The following is a 14,626-nucleotide window of genomic DNA, read 5'->3' on the forward strand; positions in this document are numbered from 1 at the left end:
CGGCGTGGCCCTGCGGTCCCGGCGCCGGTCCGCCAGCGCCCGCCAAGCCCAGGCAGCCCCAAAAACATCTGGATACATCGTACCCCCGGATCGGGTGCCCGCGGCGGGTTTGCGGGTAAACCATGCGACAAGCCGGCGCTTGCGCGACGCCTGGCCCAAAAGTCTTATCATTGCGCCCATGCGTCGCGGCCCCCTGTTCTATCTGCTGATGGTGGTGCTGGTCCTTCGGGGCCTGGTAGGCAGCGCCATGGCCGCGGGCATGGTGCCCATGCAGCACCCTGCGCCGGCGGCCGTGGCACAGGCCGCTGCTGCGGACCACCACGGCCAGCACGACCATGCCGCCGCGGGCGAGGCGGCCCACGCGGGGGACCATGGCAGCAGCATGCAGGGTGGCCACCACGCGGCCACCGAAGCCGCCCCCCTGGCCTGCGATGGCAGCACTCCCGGCAGCACCGGCTGCGCCACGCACCACCAGCACGCCAACTGCACCGCCTGCGAGATCTGCCACACGGCCCTGATGGAGCCACCGGCCATGCCGGCCGCGCCCCTGCCGCTGGTCGCCGGTGCCGCCCCTGCGGCAGCCACCCCGTTCGACAGCGCCACCGCCGCGCTGGCCATCAAGCCCCCCATCGCCTGAGGCTCGAGCATCCCCAGGGCCTGTTCGGGCCTGTGCGGGAGCGCCTGGCAATCCCCTGCCGCCCAGACCGGCGCCGCTGGCGCGCCGTTGCCCTGGCGCATGGGCTTGCACTTCGCCCCCCGCGCACCTGAACCGCGCCCGCCCCGAGCCCGCCCACCCCTGCCAGCGCCAGCTGAGCGCACACCGCAGGCCACGGCGCCGTTCCATTCCCGTTTTTCTGGAGACCGCACCATGCGCGACCTCTTCTTGTTTGTTCTTCACCGGCCCGTGCTGCGCCCCCTGGCGTGGCTGGCCTTGCTCCTGCCCGCCGTGGCAGGGGCACAGCCGCAAGCCGCCGCCGGCCCGGCCCCGGCGGCCGTGCCCCCGGCAACCCACAGCCCACCGGCCTACACCCCCATGCAGCCGCAAGCATTGCCGCAAGGCGCCGAAGTACCGCTGGCCGACTGGCGCGCCGCCCACCAGGCCGTGGCTGCCTTCCCGCGTGGCCATGCCGACATCGTGCGCTGGGAGGCCAGCCAGGGCAGTGCACCGGCAGCGCCTGCCGCCCCCCACCAGCACGGGGAGCACAAGCCATGAGCCGCAGCATTCCCCATCTGACAGGTCTCGCCCTGGCCGCCCTGCTTGCAGGCTGCGCCAGCGTTTCGCCCGACGGCCTGCGCGGTGACGTGCAGGCCCTGGCACAGCCACGCACCGGCGTGGCCGGTACCGCCCTGCCCGCCGCCGACCCGGCCGCGCGCGACCAGGCGCGCCAGGCCACCGCCGGCTGGCTGGCCCAGCCGCTCACGCAGGACGCGGCCGTGCGCATCGCCCTGCTCAACCACCCCGGCCTGCAGGCCCGCCTGGCTGCGCTGGGCGTGGCCGATGCCGAGCGCGTGCAGGCCATCACCCTGCCCAACCCACAGTTCTCGATCGCGCGGCTGACCAACAGCCATGAGCGCGAGATCGAGCGCACGCTGGCCTTCAGCCTGCTGGACCTGGTGACCCTGCCCTGGCGCATGGAGCGCCAGGCCGAGCGCATGCAGGTGGCCACGCTGCAGGCCGCGCAGGAGGTGGTGGCCCAGGCCGCCGACACACGCCGCGCCTGGCTGCGCGCCGTGGCCGCCGAGCAGGTGGCCGCCACGCACGAGCGCATGGTCGAGGCCGCCGAGGCCGGTGCCGAGCTGGCCCGGCGCATGGCCCGCGTGGGCAATTTCAGCCGCCTGCAGCATGCGCGCGAACAGGCCGTGCTGCAGGAGGCGAATGCCCAGCGCGCCCGCGCCCGCCTGGCCGCCGCCACGGCGCGCGAGCAGCTCAGCCGCAGCATGGGCCTGTGGGGCGTGCAGACGGGCTACACCCTGGCCGACCAATTGCCGGCCCTGCCCGCGACTGTACTGCCTGCCGATGGCATCGAGGCCACCGCGCTGCGCGAGCGCCTGGACGTGCAGGCCGCGCGCCGCCAGCTCGACACCGAGGCGCGCCAGCAGGGCTGGGCGCGTGCGGGCGCGGTGTTCGGCGACCTGGGCTTGGCCTACAGCCGCAACACCGCCACCGAGCGCGACAGCGGCCACCGCGAGACCACGCGCGGCTGGGAGCTCGATGTACCGCTGCCCCTGTTCGACTGGGGCGGCGCCGCGCGCACCCGCGCCCAGTTGCGGGTGGAGCAAAGCGCCGCCACGCTGCAGGACACCGCCGTGCGCGCCCGCAGCGAGGTGCGCAGCGCCTGGCTCACCTACCGCACCGCGCTCGACCTGGCGCGCCAGCAGCGCGATGAGGTGGTGCCGCTGCGCCAGCTCATCAGCGACGAGACCACGCTGCGCTACAACGGCATGCTCGCCAGCATGTGGGAACTGCTGGCCGAGGCACGCGCCAGCACGCAATCGGTGGCCAGTGCCATCGAGGCGCAGCGCGACTTCTGGCTGGCCGAGACCGACCTGCAACTGGCCCTCACCGGCACCTCGCCGGGCGCCCTGCAAGGCCTTGCCTCCGGCGCCGCCACCCCCTCCATCCCACAAGGCCACTGACCTACCATGCAAAGACGCCATTTCTTCACGGCAGGCGCGGCCACGGCCGTGGCTGCCACCACCGTCAGCCGCGTGGCCCTGGCCGCGCTACCCGAGCCCGTGCTGCAGCCCAGCGCCGACACCGCCCCCCCGCTGCACCCGCCCACCGGGCGGCCCTACCACCCCGTGGTCACCCTCAACGGCTGGACCGCGCCCTGGCGCATGAACGCCGGGGTCAAGGAGTTCCACCTGGTGGCCGAGCCCGTGGTGCGCGAGGTCGCGCCGGGCTTTCTGGTCAACATGTGGGGCTACAACGGGCAGAGCCCCGGCCCCACCATCGAGGTGGTGGAGGGCGACCGCGTGCGCATCTTCGTCACCAACCGGCTGCCCGAGCACACGTCGGTGCACTGGCATGGCCAGCGCCTGCCCAACGGCATGGACGGCATTGCGGGGCTGAACCAGCCGGCCATACCGCCGGGCAAGACCTTCGTCTATGAGTTCGTGGCGCGCCGGCCGGGCACCTTCATGTACCACCCGCATGCCGACGAGATGGTGCAGATGGCCATGGGCATGATGGGCCTGTGGATCACCCACCCGAAGGCCGCGCACCCGCACATCGCAACGGTGCAGCGCGACTACGCCTTTCTGCTCAACGCTTTCGACGTGGAGCCCGGGGCGCGCACGCCCAAGGTCAACACCATGCTGGACCACAACATCTGGTGCTGGAACAGCCGCGTGTTCCCGGCCATCAGCCCGCTGGTGGCACGCCTGGGCGAACGCGTGCGCATTCGCGTGGGCAACCTCACCATGACCAACCACCCCATCCACATCCATGGCCACGAGTTCGAGGTGACCGGCACCGATGGCGGGCCCGTGCCCAAAAGCGCGCGCTGGCCCGAGGTGACCGCTGACGTGGCCGTGGGCCAGATGCGCCAGGTGGAGCTGGTCGCCGACGAGCCCGGGGACTGGGCCTTCCACTGCCACAAGAGCCACCACACCATGGGCGCCATGGGGCACGACGTGCCCACCATGATCGGCGTGGACCACAAGGGCCTGGTCGGCAAGATCCAGAAGATCGTGCCCGATTACATGGTGATGGGCGAGCGCGGCATGTCCGACATGGGCGCCATGGAGATGCCGCTGCCCGACAACACCTTCCCCATGATGACCGGCACCGGCCCCTACGGCCCGCTGGAGATGGGCGGCATGTTCACCACCTTCAAGGTGCGCGCCCACCAGGCCGCGGGCGACTACCGCGACCCAGGCCACTACGCCCAGCCGCCCGGCACCCAGGCCTATGAATGGCAGGGTGCGCCGGCCGCCATGCCCGCCCCGCCACGGGCCACCACGCCGGGCACCGCGCCCAGTGCCGCCCGCGCACGCAAGCCCGCCGCCCACAGCGGCGGCCACCAGCATTGATCCCCATCCAAGGACACACCATGAACCACCTCCGACCACTGAACCGCCTGGCCCTGCACCTTGCAACCGCCACTGCCCTGCTGGCCAGCACCGGCGCCTCCTGGGCCCATGGCGATGCCCCCCACGCCACAGCACCCAAGGCCGCCCTGCCCGCCCAGCAGCAGGACTGGGGCATTGCCGGCAGCGCCCAGGCCGTGCAACGCACCATCACCCTGCGCATGGGCGACGACATGCGCTTTGCCCCCGCCCACATCGAGGTGCGCGAGGGCGAGACCGTGCGCCTGGTGGTGCACAACCAGGGCCAGCTGCTGCACGAGATCGTGCTCGGCACCCAGGCCACGCTGGCCCAGCACGCCGAGATGATGGCCAAACACCCCGGCATGGAGCACGACGAGCCCTACATGGCCCACGTGGCCGCCGGCAAGCGCGGCCAGATCGTCTGGCAGTTCAACCGCGCGGGCCGCTTCGACTTTGCCTGCCTGATCCCCGGCCACTACCAGGCCGGCATGGTGGGCACCATCCACGTCGTCCCCCGCAAGGGCTGACCCCCCGCCAGAAAGGAAATCCGATGACCGATCTAACCCCCACCACCCGCCGTGACTGGCTGGCCATGCTCGCCGCAACCGCGCTGCCGATGGCAGCAGGTGCAGCGGCCCCCACGCCGGTCGAGGTCTGGAAAGACCCCCACTGCGGCTGCTGCCAGGACTGGGTGGACCACATGCAGGCCAACGGCTTTGCCGTGAAGGTCCACGACACCGGCAACAACGCCGTGCGCGCCCGCCTGGGCCTGCCGCGAAAGCTGGGCTCGTGCCACACCGCCCTGGTGGGCGGCTACCTGGTCGAAGGCCATGTGCCCGCCAGCGACGTGCACGCCCTGCTGCGGCAAAAGCCCGACGCCCTGGGCCTGGCCGTGCCCGGCATGCCCATTGGGTCGCCCGGCATGGATGGCCCCGCCTACGGCGGCCGCAGGGACAGCTACGCCGTGCTGCTGGTCGCACGCAACGGCAGCACCCGCGTTTTCACGAACTACCCTGGCAACAAGAAGGAATCGACATGACCCGCTCCACCCCCTCCCGCCATCTGCGCACCGCCCTGCTTGCCCTGGCTGCCGGCCTCTGCACCGTGCCCGCCCTGGCGGGCGACGACCATGACCATGGCGAGGACCACGGCAGCCATGCCGCCCCTGCCGCTGCCACTTCGGACCTGAGCGAGGGCGAGGTCGTGCGCTGGGATGCCGCCAGCGCCAAGGTCACGCTGCGCCACGGCCCCATCCGCAACCTGGACATGCCAGCCATGACCATGGTGTTCCGCGTCACCGACCCGGCCCAGGCCGCGCAGGTCAGGCCCGGTGCCAAGGTGCGTTTTCGCGCCGAGCAGCAGGCCGGCGCCTATGTGGTGACACGCATCGAGCCGGCCACGCCCTGAGCAGGTTCGACCGCTTGCACCGCCGTGCCTACAATCCCGGCGTCGCAAACTCCCGTGGTCCGCCCCATGCCAGAGCCCCTCGTCCCGCCCCCTGCAGCCGCCGCAGGCATCCACCCCTGCCTGCAGGTGGGCGACCGCGTGGCAGCCGAGGTGGTGGTGGATGGCAGGGTCGTCGCGCAACTCGACCATGAGGCCACGCGGCCCGGGCTGCAAAGGCAGCCCGTGGTGCTTGTCCCCATGCGGCCCGGGCTGCAGCAACTGCAGCTGCGGGGCACGGTGTCCCTCGCCGGCAAGGCCCCCGCGGCCCTGGACAGGACCTGGATGGTGCGCGACATGGCCCCCGCCTCCGCCCCGCTGTACGACCCATGCCTGCCCTGGGCCGAGCGCATCCATGCGCTGGCACGGCAGACCCCGCGCATCCAGATCGAACCGGCACTGCCGCAGCCAGGCCAGGCGGCGCTGCAGGCCCTGGAACAGCGCCTGGGCACCCCCGTGCCCGCCCTGCTGCAACTGCTCGCGGACTGGGACATCGGCATCAGCGACTCGTACTTCGTGGGCGCCCGCGGCCTGGGCACCGTGGCCGAGATGCTGGTGAACCAGTGGGACTACGCGCGCACCGGCGAAGATGGGCTGCAGGAACTGATCTCCCCCGACGTACTCGCCCGCTACGACCGCAGCCTGGCCGTGTACGTGGACGTGGGTGACGGCCTGGGTGCCCTGGCCTGGGACCCCGAGGGTGCGCCTGGAGAAGAAGGCCTGTGGTACTGGCTGCACCAGGACTCGCTGGACGAACCCGCCTTGCTGCAGGACCACGCCACCGGCCAGCCGCACACCGCCGAGGCCGCCTTCACGCAGGTCTTCCAGCGTTTCGCGTTGTCTCGCCTGGCCTCGGCGCAGGCCGACGATGAACTCGTCGTGGACACGGCCCTGCCGCGCCCCAACCTGCTGCAACTGCAGTTCGACAAGCGGAGGCACCCCAGGCTATGGCTGTGCAGCTACGGGCATCCCTACGGGTTGTATTGACCCGTGCGAATTTTCCTTGAGTGCAGCCCCGGCTGAGGCACATCGCGCCGGCCATCTGTCGAGCGCCCGCCGCCGCCTGCCTACAATCGCGCCCCATCTGCAAAACATAAGAGGGATTCGATGACAGGGACCACACGGCGCAACACGCTGGCCACGCTGGGCGCCTTGCCCGTGGCGCTGCTGGCGCAAACACCTGCGGCGGCCGGCATGCAGGTCGGCCTGCACCCCTGGCTGGAAGCCCGGGACAGCGTGGCGGCCGAACTGCTGGCCGATGGCCAGGTGGTGGGGCAGCTGGACCACCGCTCCACCAAGGCCGGCAAGCCCCGGCTGCCGGCTGCCACCGTGGCTTTGCCTGCGGGCGTGAAGCGCCTGCAGCTGCGCGGCACGGTGACCGTGGCGGGCAAGGCCAGCCACTTCACGCGGACCTGGGCGGTGCGCGACCTGGCCAGCATGTCGACACCGCTGTACGACCAGGGCCGGCCCTGGCCCGAACGCGTGCGCGCACTGGTGCAGGCGATCCCGGTCCACGAGGGCGAAGACGCTCCACTCACCGTAGCCCCCGCGAGGCCGGTGGCTGGTGCCGCCCTGGAGGCCCAGGAAAAGCGCCTGGGCACCCCGCTGCCGCCAGCAGTGGCGCAGTTGCTGTCGGCCTGCGACATCCGCCTGGGCCGTTCGCACTTTGTGCGCCCGGCCTCCGTGACCACCCTGCTCGACCTGATGCACGGCGATTTCGGCTACCCACGCAGCGGCAAGGATGCCCCGGGCAACTTTCTCTCGCCCGGCGTGCACGAGCGCTATGCCCGCAGCCTGGCGGTGTTCGTCACGGTCGGCGACGGCATGGGCGCCCTGGCCTGGGACCCCCAAGGCCTCACGCCCGAGGACCACGCCCGGCTGGGCAGCGGCCCCAGCCCTGCCATGGGCGGCGATGGCCTGTGGTACTGGATGCACCAGGAGATGGCCGTCAAGCCCTCGCTGCTGCTGGACAAGGACGGCCGCCCCCTCAGCGCCGACCTGGCCCTGGCCAGCGTGTTCGAGCGCCATGCGCTGGCGGACCAGTACCAGCCCATGACCGACGATGAACTGGTGCTGGACAGCGCCACCCCGCTGGGCAACCTGCTGCTGTTGCACTTCAACGGGGCGCGTGCCCCGCAGCTGCTTTTGAACAGCTACAACGGCCACTACGGGCACCACACCCAGTATTGATCCGCGCCCGGCATCGCCTCTCTACAATCCCGCCTCCGACACGGCGGACCATTCTGGCCACCCTGGGGACGCTGCCCTGCAGCCTGCTGCAGGCACAACCCCAAGGTTCCGTACAAGGCCCCCGGGCCGGCATCCACCCCTGGCTGGAGGTGGGCGACTCCGTCGTGGCCGATGTGCTGGCCAATGGCAAGGTGGTGGCCCAGCTCAACAACTAGTCCGCTGAAACCGAGAAATCGGCTGTGCGCCGGGGTGGCAGTGGGATGCAGCGCAAGGCGCGGGCTGCGGCCAAGGCTGGCCGCCTTGGCAAGGCCCGCAACGCTGCGAAGCGCCCGCTGCCACCCCGGCCCAAAGGGTGAGGGTCTGGCAGGGCCGCACTCGTCGTTGCCGTGCTCGCCGGGTGTGCAACCCGGCTGCGCCCGCCGTCTAGATTGCGGCCCTGCCAGACCCTCACGCACAGCCGATTTCTCGGTTTCAGTGGACTGGGCCACGCAGCCCGGCCTGCACCGGCGGCCAGCGCTGGTGTGGGCCCTGCCCCAGGGCCTGCAGCGCGTGCAGCTGCGCGGCACGGTGACCCTGGCAGGCAAGGCCACGCCCTTCAACGGGACCTGGACGGTGCGCGACATGTCCCGCGTATCAGCCCCACTCTACGACCAGGGCAAGCCCTGGATCGAAAGTGTGCGCGGCCTGTCCAAGCGCCTGGAGGAAGGCACGGTCACGGTCGAACGGGCCAAGCCCCCCACCGGCAAGAAGCCTGCCGCCGCTGCATTGCAGGACCTGGAAAAGCGCCTGGGCGCCCCGCTGCCCGCCATGGTCAGGCTGCTGGCCGATTGGCGCGTCGAGGTGGGCGACTCATCCTTTGTCCACCCGTCTTCCATGACCACGGTGACCGACATGCTGCTGCGCCAATGGGACTACCCGTCCGGCGGCAAGGACGGGCTCGACACGATTCTGCCCGCCCCCGTCCGCGCACGCTACGACCGCAGCCTGGCGGTGTTCGTGCATGTGGGCGACGGCCTTGGCGCGCTGGCCTGGGACCCTGCCGGGGTGACCGCGGGCGAGCCCACCCACACCTGGGGCGACCAGGGCAACCCCGGCGCTCAGCCAGGCACGACCAGCGAGGGCGTGTGGTACTGGCTGCACCAGGAATACCTGCGCAAGCCCTCGCTGCTGCTCGACGAGGACTACCGCCCGCGCAATGCCGAGGCCGCCTTCACCCATGTGCTGCAGCGCCTGGCCTTCAGCGAGGTGGAGGAAGCCGCCAACGACAAAGAGCTGGTGGTCGACAGCGCCCTGCCGCGCGCCAACCTGCTGCAGCTCCATTTCGACCAAGAATCGCGGCAACCCAAGCTCTGGCTGCGCAGCTACGACAGCTACTACACGCTGTTCTGACAGGCGCAGCCGGCGCCCGCGCACCAGGCCGGCTCAGTTCAATCCCCCAATCGCCTGCGCCTCGGCCACGTCCTCGGGCGCCAGCTCCAGCACCTCGCGCCAGCGCCGCGCGGCCCGCATTTCCTGCACGTCGCGCCCGTAGCCCAGGTACAGGCGCATGCCCGCCGGCGCGGGGCCGTCTTCGCCGCGCAGCAGGCGCAGGTGCACGGACTGGCGCTCGCCCGGCGGCGCCCCTTGCCCGTCGGCAGAGGGCACGGGCCAGCGGTATTCCTCCCCGGGGCCCCAGCGGCCCTCGCCGTCCAGCGCCACCCAGGTGCCCTGCTGTGCCGGGTCGCCCGGCCCCGGCGCGGTGCCGCTGGCCAGCATGGCATACAGCCGGCATGGGCGGCCGCAGGCGGGCCCAGCCCCGGGCGTGCTGCCGAAAACCCGCACCCCGAGTGAAACGGCGCGCGGGTTGCCGTGCAACGAAGCCTGCATCCGGAACGGCGGGCGCACAGGCACGCGTGCATTGGCGCCCTGGGGTTGCAGGTCCAACTCGCCCGTGCCGGCCTCATTGGCCACCGGGGTGGGCACCGGGCTGCTGGCGTAGCCGCCATTGCCCAGTTGGCCCTGGCGGCCGCGCCCCCAGGCCCATACCGTGCCATCGGCCAGCCGAAAGTGCACGGTGCCGAAATGCTCCACGCCGCGCTGGTCCATGTACTCGGGGTCGTCCATGCCATCCACGCCGAAGGACAGCTCGCGGATCGGCGCGTGCAGCGCAAAGCGCACGCCCTCGTGCTCCTTGAAGATCTTGCCCAGGCACTGGGCCGACCCGTCCTGCAGGATGGCGCACAGGCTGTAGTCGTTGGCATGGATGGAGACGGCCTTGCCCGGCAGGGACAGCACGGTGGGCTCCTTGATGGGACCGCCCCAGAAGCCCTGGGGCCGGGGGCCCGTGGTGCCATAGCGCTGCCGCATGCCCCAGTACCAGACGGTGCCCTGCGCGTCGAGCGCGTAGGTGGCGCGCGCGCTGCCGTCACCCATGGCGGCAATCTGCTGCACTGGCCCGGGCAGGCCCTGCACCTTGACCGGCACGCCCGGCTCGCCGCTGAGATCCCAGACCGACCCATTCACCGCCAGCAGTGCCGCATGGTCGTGCCCGCCCATGGCCACGTCGCGCATGGCGGGCATGCCGCCATGGCTGTAGACCAGCGCCGGGCGGCCGGACTCGGTGCGCGGGCGCGCTGCGGCGCCCCAGCCATCCGATGTCCAGACCCGACCCTCGTCGTCCACCGCCAGCCAGCGGTGGTGCGAGGTGGCCAGCCGCAGCAGCCGGGCCGGCACGGCCTCGTGTACCGGGTCCTGCGGAAACACGCCGCCTTCGAAATGGGCGTAAGGGTCCGAGGTCCACGCCCCCAGCCCCCAGCGGAACAGGCGCCCGTCGCGCAGCAGTGCATAGCTGCCGTAGGGCCGGGTGTGCACGCTGGCCGCGGGCCCCGGCAGGGGCACGGTGCGCGGGCTGGGGGACGAGTCGAGCTCCCCGTCCCCGCTGGCCAGGTGCAGGCTGGTGTTCGCGCCCTGGCCGTAGAGCCGGCCATCGCGCGTGGCGTACAGCAGCCCTGCGCGGCGCGGGTTGCCCTGGCTGGCATAGGCGCTGGCGTCGGCCACGCCACTGGCCACTTGGCGCAGCGTGGTGCGCCCGTCACGCGGGTGGCCCTCGATCAGATGGCTCCACTGCCACAGCCCACCCTCGGCCGTGAGACCCAGGTAGGGCATAGCGCCATCCAGCATGCGCGTGATCTGCACGCCCTGCGCCGCCATGTCGGGGTGGCGGTAATCCAGCAGGCGCAGGACGCTGTAGGTGCCGTCCATGCGCCCGGGCGGGCAGTGGCGCACGCGGTCCCCGGGCATGCGGCGCCGGCTGGGGTCCACGGGCGATTCGCCCCACTGCCAATGCGCGCCATCGCGGTCCACGGCCTGCACCAGGGAGGCCGGCCCATACTGGCGCGGCGGCGGCTGGGGGTCATGCAGCGGCTTGTCACGCGAAGGGGCGTAGCCCTGCATCACCAGGTCTGCGATGGGCGGCAGGCCGGCCACGGCTTCAGGCCCGCGCGGGCCGGCGTCCGCAGCACAGGCCACGCCCTCGCCCCAGGACCAGACCGTGCCCTGGTCGTCGAGCGCCACCGTGGTGCTGGCAGCCTGCTGGACGCGGGTGAGCCGTGCGGGCAACCGGGCGGCGCGCTCGGGCAGCAGCGCCAGGGAGCCCGAGGGCAATGGCCCCCACCACCAGGGCTGGCCTTCGGCATCGATGGCGAACGAGGGCCCGCGCTCGTCGCCGTTGACGATGGCCGTCGCCCCACGAAAAACGGTGCGCGGCGTGCCCCGGTCCGCGCGCGTGCCGTCGCCCAGTTGCCCCTGGCGGTTGGTGCCCCAGCTCCACACGCTGCCCTGTTCGTCCAGCGCCAGCACGCTGTGCAGGCCGGCGCGCACGGCCACCATGCGGGCGGGCATGGCGATCTCGCGCGCGCTGGCGGCATAGGCCGTCTTGCCCTGGCCCAGCTGTGCCAGCCGGTTGTCGCCCCAGGCCAGCACGCGCCCGTCGTGCGTGAGGGCCAGCGCATGGCGCGCGCCGCTGGCCAGGGTCTGGGCCTGGGCCTGGGCATTGGCAACGCACAAGCCAAGCAGCAGCGCCGTGCCGGTGGCGCCCAGTGCAAAACGGTGGATCGGCAAGCACATGGCCTGGGCTCCCGGCGGGAAAGGTGGAGGCGGTCAATCCTCTCGGAAACGCCTGGCAAGGAGCATCTCCTGTGCCCCCCGCCCTTGTCCAACAAAAATTGGCACGACGACCCGGTCAATAGTCCGACGTCAGGACCATGCCGGTCGCGTCGGGCCCCAGCTCCAGCACCTCGCGAAAGCGCCGGGCGGCCAGCATCTCGTCGACATCACGCCCGTAGCCGATGTACAGGCGCAGGCCCGTGAGACCGGAGCCTTGTTGCAGTTGCTGCGGCCGCAGATCCAGCGGCACGGCCTGGGCATCGCTGCCCAGCTGGACGTTGCTGGCAACTGCCGGCACCGGCCAGCGCAGCGGGCTCCAGGCGCCCTGGGCATCGAGCTGCATCCAGACACCCTGGCCCAGGGGCCCGGCGGAGGCCAGGGCATACACATGGGCGCCTGGCGGCGTGCCGGCGCTGCCGAACACATCGCCCGTGAACGACAGGCTGCGCAGGTTGCCCGCCAGCACCGTCTTCACCCGGAACGGTGGGCGGTTGGCAGCCGTCGCCACATTTGGCGCCGCGGGGTCCAGGTCCAGGTCACCGGTGCCGGCTTCATTGGACACGGGGATGGGCTCTGCCGCACTGGCGTAGGCACCGGACCCCAGTTGCCCCTGGCGGCCCTGGCCCAGGGCCCATACCGTTCCGTCCGCCAGGCGCAGATGGACCGTGCCGCCCCGCCGGGCGGTCACCACGGTGTCGGCGCGGTCCTCGTCCACCCCCATGGATATTTCTCGGATGGGTGCATGCAACTGCAGGCGCCGCCCCCGGTGCTCGTTGAACAGCTTGCCGTAGCACTGCGCAGACCCATCCTGCAGCACGGCACAGACATTGAAATCGCCGGCGTGGATGGAAACCGCCTTGTGCGGCAGCGGCAGCACGATCGGGGTCCGCACGAGCCACTGTCCCCGGTTGAGGCCCGCACTGTCCTGCCCGGAAATCCCGTACAGGTGCTGCGCACCCCAGAACCATACGGTGCCGGACGCGTCCAGCGCGTACGCTGCACCATAGCTGCCATCGGCCGTCGCCACCTGGGTGATGGAACTGGGCAGCCCCTCCACCTTGCGAGGTACCGACGACGCGACCAGGGACGCATGGACATCGGAGCCCTGGAAGGGAGGGAAGATTTCGCGGCTGCCGCCAATGGTCCATACCGACCCGTCCACACCGAGGATGGCGCCATGTCCGTTGCCCCCCACGGACACGCTGCGCGCTAGCGGCAGGCCCGTGGAGCCCCCCACCACCGCAGGGCGGCTGTGCGGCACCGGATCGATACCCCAGCCCCCGGAACTCCAGACCTTGCCATCGGCATCCACCGCCAGCCACTGGCCCTGCGCCGCCGCGATCTGGGTGACCGGCGCCCCCAGCGGAATGTGCGTGGGCGTCTGCACAAAGCTGCGCCCCAGCAAGCTGGCCTGCCCGTCGTACTGCACGGCGCCCAGGCCCCAGCGGAAGATCCGGCCGTCCGCCAGCAGCGCGTGGCTGCCCGCCTCGCTCGCGTGCACGCTGAGCGCAGCAGACGGCAGGGCGACCTTGCGCGGGCTGGCGATCGATTCGGACCCTCCGGCCGCATCGGCGGCAACCGCCAGGTGCAGGCTGGTGTTGGAACCCATGGCATGGAGCTTGCCGTCGCGCGTGATGTACATCAGCACCGGCAGCACGCCCCTCAAAGAGGTGTTGTGGCCGCTGGCATCGACCACGCCAGAGGCGACGCGCTCCACCGCCATGAGCGGGCCCCCGGGAATCTCGCCCGTGGGGACATACCGCCAGCGCCACAGGTCGCCCTCGGCCGTCCACCCCAGGGAGCCACCGCCGCCATGCAGCACCTTTTGCAGCTTCACACCGGCCGTCTCCATGTCCGGGTGGATGCGGTCGCGGCCCACGAAGGGATCGTAGGCCAGTGCCCAGCGCTCGGCCGGGCAATGGGTGAGCCCCTGGGATGGCAGCCCGTCCGGAATGCGGTGGGGATCGGTGCCCCACACCCACAGCCGGCCACCGGCATCCTTGGCGGTCACGCGCGAGACCGGGCCCAGGGCGGGCCAGCCGGGGCCCAGGTTGGTGATCGGCCCCTGGGCCTCGAAGATGAAATCCACGATGGGCGGCACGCCGCGCATGGCCACCGGCGCCGAGGCCGCAGTGCCACTGCCAGAGCAGGCCGCGCCCTCGCCCCAGGACCAGACCACGCCCTGCTCGTCGAGCGCCACGGTGGCGCGCAACTGGTGCTCGATGCGCACCAGCCGCGCGGGCAGTTGCGCGGCGCGCTCGGGCACGGCTGCGTCCACGCCAGACGGCAGCGGCCCCCACCACCAGGGCTGGCCGTCCTTGTCGATCAGGGAGGAGGGAGCGGCGTCGCCGCCGTTGGCGATGTACACCGCGCCCCGAAAGACCACCTGGGGCGTGGCCCGGTCGGCCCGCGTTCCGTCGCCCAGCTGCCCCCTGGCATTGGTCCCCCAGCTCCACACATGGCCCTCTTCGTCGAGCACCAGGGCGGTGGTCCTGCTGGTGCGCACGGCCGTCGCCTTGGCCGGCAGGGGAATCTCGCGCGCCGTGCTCGCATAGATCGTCTTGCCCTGGCCCAGCTGGGCCAGGCGGTTGTCGCCCCAGGCGAGCACACTGCCGTCGGCCTGCAGCGCCAGGCCATGGCGCGCGCCGGTGGCAATGGTCTGGGCCCCTGCGGTACACGGCAGGCCCAGGCCCGCCAGCAGCGCGGACAACAGCAGGCAGCGCGAAGCCCGACGCCATGGTGGTGGAGTCTTCATGGTGATCTTCCCTTCCTCTCTTTTGGTCGGTCGCAAGGCGCG

Annotated in this window: 13 protein-coding genes; 11 read left to right on the top strand and 2 right to left on the bottom strand. The window is 71.8% G+C overall.

Features of this window, described 5'->3' with window-relative positions; translation table 11 throughout:
- The first annotated feature begins 178 nt into the window (after window positions 1-178).
- From AC07PA_RS26265 to AC07PA_RS26315, 11 genes are all read left to right on the top strand, one after another.
- The gene (locus AC07PA_RS26265; RefSeq protein ID WP_494607885.1) at window positions 179-637 is read left to right on the top strand and encodes a hypothetical protein; all 459 of its coding nucleotides are present in this window, start codon (window positions 179-181) and stop codon (window positions 635-637) included.
- A gap of 231 nt (window positions 638-868) precedes the next feature.
- Window positions 869-1,213: a hypothetical protein gene (locus tag AC07PA_RS26270; RefSeq protein ID WP_494607883.1), complete on the top strand. Its 345-nt coding sequence runs from the start codon at window positions 869-871 to the stop codon at window positions 1,211-1,213.
- The gene (locus AC07PA_RS26275; protein WP_494607881.1) at window positions 1,210-2,637 is read left to right on the top strand and encodes a TolC family protein; all 1,428 of its coding nucleotides are present in this window, start codon (window positions 1,210-1,212) and stop codon (window positions 2,635-2,637) included. Before AC07PA_RS26270 ends, AC07PA_RS26275 begins: the two co-directional genes overlap by 4 nt.
- 6 nt (window positions 2,638-2,643) lie before the next feature.
- Entirely contained in the window at window positions 2,644-4,035 is a 1,392-nt protein-coding gene (locus AC07PA_RS26280) for a multicopper oxidase family protein (protein ID WP_494607879.1), read from the top strand.
- Window positions 4,036-4,055: 20 nt separating this feature from the next.
- Complete coding sequence (locus AC07PA_RS26285; protein WP_494607877.1) at window positions 4,056-4,580, top strand: cupredoxin domain-containing protein; 525 nt, start codon at window positions 4,056-4,058, stop codon at window positions 4,578-4,580.
- Window positions 4,581-4,603: 23 nt separating this feature from the next.
- On the top strand, window positions 4,604-5,092 hold the full coding sequence (locus AC07PA_RS26290) for a DUF411 domain-containing protein (RefSeq protein ID WP_494607875.1): 489 nt from the start codon (window positions 4,604-4,606) through the stop codon (window positions 5,090-5,092).
- Entirely contained in the window at window positions 5,089-5,460 is a 372-nt protein-coding gene (locus AC07PA_RS26295; protein WP_007856276.1) for a copper-binding protein, read from the top strand. Before AC07PA_RS26290 ends, AC07PA_RS26295 begins: the two co-directional genes overlap by 4 nt.
- Window positions 5,461-5,526: 66 nt before the next feature.
- Entirely contained in the window at window positions 5,527-6,483 is a 957-nt protein-coding gene (locus AC07PA_RS26300) for a hypothetical protein (protein WP_494607873.1), read from the top strand.
- A gap of 120 nt (window positions 6,484-6,603) precedes the next feature.
- Window positions 6,604-7,686 carry a hypothetical protein gene (locus AC07PA_RS26305; RefSeq protein ID WP_494607871.1) on the top strand — a complete coding sequence of 361 codons (1,083 nt, stop codon included), beginning with the start codon at window positions 6,604-6,606 and terminating at the stop codon, window positions 7,684-7,686.
- Complete coding sequence (locus tag AC07PA_RS26310; protein ID WP_145697943.1) at window positions 7,683-7,901, top strand: hypothetical protein; 219 nt, start codon at window positions 7,683-7,685, stop codon at window positions 7,899-7,901. Before AC07PA_RS26305 ends, AC07PA_RS26310 begins: the two co-directional genes overlap by 4 nt.
- Before the next feature lie 259 nt (window positions 7,902-8,160).
- On the top strand, window positions 8,161-9,075 hold the full coding sequence (locus AC07PA_RS26315; RefSeq protein WP_494607869.1) for a hypothetical protein: 915 nt from the start codon (window positions 8,161-8,163) through the stop codon (window positions 9,073-9,075).
- A 33-nt stretch (window positions 9,076-9,108) separates the two neighbouring features.
- Here the strand turns inward: AC07PA_RS26315 and AC07PA_RS26320 are convergent, their stop codons facing one another.
- On the bottom strand, window positions 9,109-11,790 hold the full coding sequence (locus tag AC07PA_RS26320; protein WP_494607867.1) for an RCC1 domain-containing protein: 2,682 nt from the start codon (window positions 11,788-11,790) through the stop codon (window positions 9,109-9,111).
- Window positions 11,791-11,905: 115 nt separating this feature from the next.
- Window positions 11,906-14,584 carry an RCC1 domain-containing protein gene (locus AC07PA_RS26325; protein WP_494607865.1) on the bottom strand — a complete coding sequence of 893 codons (2,679 nt, stop codon included), beginning with the start codon at window positions 14,582-14,584 and terminating at the stop codon, window positions 11,906-11,908.
- Window positions 14,585-14,626 lie beyond the last annotated feature (42 nt).

The organism is Acidovorax sp. GW821-FHT09B03 (assembly GCF_059418305.1).